Here is a 317-nt window from a genome sequence, read left to right as displayed (position 1 = left end):
GGCGGACGGTGGCGGGATCACCGGCAGGTGATCGACGCGATCGCTTTCAAGTACCGCACCGGGACGCCCTGGATGGACCTGCCCGAGCACTTCGGGTCATGGAAGGGCGCCCACAACCGGCTGCGGATGTGGGCCGCGGACGGCACCTGGGAGAAGGTGTTCACCGCCCTGCTCGCCCAGGCCGATGCCGAGGGCGACCTGGAGTGGGTGGGCGCGGTCGACTCCACGATCGTCCGCGCCCACCAGCACGCCGCCGGGGCCCGCCAAAAGGGGCCCCGGCCGGCGAGCCCGCCGACCACGCCCTCGGACGCTCCCGC

Annotated in this window: 1 pseudogene; it reads left to right on the top strand. The window is 73.8% G+C overall.

Annotation, left to right across the window (positions count from 1 at the left end):
• Positions 1-317: pseudogene (locus VR44_RS44250) on the top strand (transposase); the annotation flags it as partial.

It is taken from the genome of Streptomyces katrae (assembly GCF_000966975.1).
Lineage (GTDB): Bacteria > Actinomycetota > Actinomycetes > Streptomycetales > Streptomycetaceae > Streptomyces > Streptomyces katrae.
This window is presented reverse-complemented; position numbering and strand designations above follow the sequence as displayed.